This window comes from Streptomyces sp. SM1 (genome assembly GCF_002910825.1).
GTDB lineage: Bacteria > Actinomycetota > Actinomycetes > Streptomycetales > Streptomycetaceae > Streptomyces > Streptomyces okerensis.
Genome location: NZ_NEUB01000161.1, coordinates 1 through 3,333, shown reverse-complemented (window position 1 = coordinate 3,333; position 3,333 = coordinate 1). Strand labels below are relative to the sequence as shown.

Below are 3,333 nucleotides of genomic sequence, written 5' to 3'. Positions count from 1 at the left end.
CCGGCGACGCCGTGGGTGTCTGCCTCGGCCGCGGCCCGTGGTCCGTGGCGGCGATGCTCGCCGTCTGGCGGACGGGCGGTGTCTACGTCCCGCTCGACCCCCGGCTGCCCGAGGAGCGCCTGCGCTACATGTGCGAGGAGGCCGCGGTACGGCATGTGGTGTGCGACGCGGGCACCCTGGACCGTGCGGCAGCCCTCCGCGCCACCACCGTCGACGTCGGCCACGTCCGCCCGGAACCCGGCGGGCCCCGCCGCACGCCCCGCCGGGACGACCTCGCCTACGTCATCTTCACCTCCGGCTCCACCGGCCGCCCCAAGGCCGTCGGTGTCGAGCACCACGCCCTCGACGCCCATGTCGCCGCCGCCCGCGAGGCCTTCGGGCTGACCGCGCGGGACCGGGTGCTCACCTTCGCCTCCACGTCCTTCGACGCCTCGCTCGAGCAGATCCTGCCCGCCCTGAGCACCGGGGCGACGGTGCTGGTGCGCCCCGACGAGATCTGGACGCCGGAGGAACTGGCGGAGTACGTCGCCGCCGAGCGGGTGACGGTCATGGAACTGACCCCCTCGTACTGGACGGAACTGGTGGCCCGCCTGGACACGCTGGCCCCCCGGCTGGCCGCGCTGCGGCTGCTGGTGACCGGCGGAGAGGCGCTGCCCGCCGACCCCCTGGCACACTGGTTCGCCCACTTGCCCGGCGTTCCCGTGATCAACACCTACGGCCCCACCGAGACGGTGATCTCCGCCACCGCGCACACCGTCACCGCGTCCCCGGCCGGACGGGTGCCCATCGGCCGGCCCCTGGGCGGACGCCGCGCCTACGTGACCGACCCGCTCGGCGAACCCGTACCCACCGGCATGCCCGGCGAACTCGTCCTCGGCGGACCGGAGATGGCCCGCGGTTACCTCGGACGCCCCGCCCTCACCGCCGAGCGGTTCGTCCCCGACCCGTTCGGCACGCCCGGCGGCCGCCTCTACCGCACCGGCGACATCGTGCGCCGGCTGCCCGACGGAGACCTGGAGTTCCTCGGGCGCAACGACGACCAGGTCAAGATCCGCGGCTTCCGCGTCGAACCGGGAGAGGCCGAGGCGGTGTTGCGCGCGCACCCCGGGGTGCGCGGTGCGGCCGTCGTGGTGCGTACCGTGGGCGGAGAGACGGCCCTTGTCGGGTACGCCGCGGGTGGCGGACTGTCCGAGGAGTCCCTGCGCACCCACTGCCGGACCAGGCTGCCCCATTATCTCGTCCCGGCCGCGTTCGTTCTCCTGGACGCCCTGCCCCTGACCGTGCAGGGCAAGCTGGACACCGCCGCGCTGCCCGAGCCCGAGCCGTCCACGCCGCACACCGGCGTCGCCCCGCGCACCCCGGCCGAGACGGTCGTGGCGCAGATCTGGTGCGAGGTGCTCGACCTGCCGAAGGTCGGCGTCCACGACGACTTCTTCGCCCTGGGCGGCCACTCCCTGCGCGCGGTCGCGGTCGCCTCCCGCCTGCGGATCGCCTTCGACTGCCCGCTCCAGGTCCGCGACCTGTTCGAGCACCCCACCGTCGAGCGGCTCGCCGCCGAGGTGGAACGGCGCCTGCTGGAGCTCATCTCGCAGATGAGCGACGACGAGATCGACCTGTCCCTCACGGCCGACCTCTGACACCCGGCCCCCGCCCGTCCGCCCCCGCCGCTCCGGCGGCCACGGCACCTGTCGCCCGGAGCTCTGCCGTCCCGGGGCCGCGGCTCCGCCGTCCCGGTCGCGGATCCGCCGTCCCGGCGTTCACCGCGGCCACCGGGACGGCGCAGCACCGCCGGCGACCGCCCCCTCGACTTCCTCCCCTTCCAGAACCGAGATCGGAGCGCCCCATGACCACACCCGACGTGCGTCCCGGCCCCGTCACCACCGGCGGCACCCTCACCCCGGCCGCCCGGCGCCTGCTGGAGCAGCGGCTGCGCGGCCGGTCCGCCGCCCGGGAGACCGGGTCCGCCCCGGTCCGGCCACGCCCTGAACGGATCCCGCTCTCCGCGGCACAGCAGCGCCTGTACTTCCTCGACCGGATCGACCCGGGGGCACCGACCTACCTGCTTCCCGCCGCCTGGCGTCTGAACGGCGCGCTGGACGTACCGGCCCTCACCGCGGCCGTCGCCGACCTGGCCGCCCGGCACGAACAGCTCCGCGTGGTCTTCCCCGAGCACGAGGGCGTGCCCCACCAGCGGGTCCTGCCCGCCGGCGGCACGGTCCTGGACGTGACAGAAGTGACCGGTGAGGACGCGGAGGACCGCGAACGCCGCCTGGCCGCCGCCGTGCACGCCGCCGCCCTGCGTCCCTTCGACCTCGGCCGCGAACCCGCCTTCCGCGCCACCCTCGTCCGCGCGGCCGCCGACGACCACGTCCTCGTCCTGGGCATGCACCACATCGTCTCCGACGGCTGGTCCCTCGACCTCCTCGTCCGCGACCTGACCGAGCTGTACCGCGCCAGGACGCGGGGACGCGCCGCGGAGCTGCCCGAACTGCCCCTGGAGTACACCGACTACGCCATCTGGCAGCGCGAGAGCGACCAGACCGCCGCCCTCGAGCACTGGCGCACCCGCCTGGCCGGGCTCACCCCGCTGGAGCTGCCGGCCGACCACCCCCGTCCGGAGACCCCCTCCGGACGGGGGGCAGTCCACCTCGTCACCCTGCCGTCCGCCCTCACCCGCGAGCTGACCGCACTGGGCCGACGCGCCGGCACCACCCCCTACATGACCGTGCTGGCCGCGTTCCAGGCCGCGCTCGCCTTCCACACCGGACAGCACGACGTCGCCGTCGGCACCGTCGTCGCCAACCGGGAACGGGTCGAGACCGAGCAACTCGTCGGCTTCTTCGTGAACACCCTCGTCCTGCGCGGCGACCTCTCCGACGACCCGGCCCCGGCCACCCTGCTGACCCGGACCCGGGACCTGGTCCTGGAAGCCTTCCAGCACCAGTCCCTGCCGTTCGAACGGGTCGTCGACGCGCTCAGCCCCGACCGCGACCTGGCACGCAACCCGCTCGTGCAGGTGCTCTACACCCAGTCCGGCGCCACCGCGCCCGGCATCGTCCTCGGCGGGGCGAGCGGGACGCCGTACCCGATCGGCCTGACCACCGCCAAGTTCGACCTCACCCTGGACCTGCGGGACGGTGACGACCGCACCGAGCTGGCGTTCGTCTACCGGCCCGACCTCTTCGAGGAGGCCACGGTCGCCGCCCTCGCCCGGCACACCGTCACCCTGCTCGAGGCGTTCTGCGCCACCCCCGACACCCCGCTCAGCGGTATCGACCCGCTCACGCCCGCCGAACGCGGCCACCTCCTCGGCGCCGAGGGCCCCGCGGGCGC

The 3,333-nt window shown here is 75.0% G+C and carries 2 protein-coding genes; both read left to right on the top strand.

Annotated features, from left to right (window positions below; all coding sequences use genetic code 11):
- Positions 1 to 1,637 (top strand): non-ribosomal peptide synthetase (locus B9S61_RS03605; protein WP_146064696.1); only part of this gene is annotated, 1,637 nt, incomplete at its 5' end.
- Positions 1,638 to 1,843: 206 nt separating this feature from the next.
- Positions 1,844 to 3,333, top strand: a 1,490-nt coding sequence (locus B9S61_RS03600) for a condensation domain-containing protein (RefSeq protein ID WP_258039530.1), incomplete at its 3' end; no start/stop codon positions are given.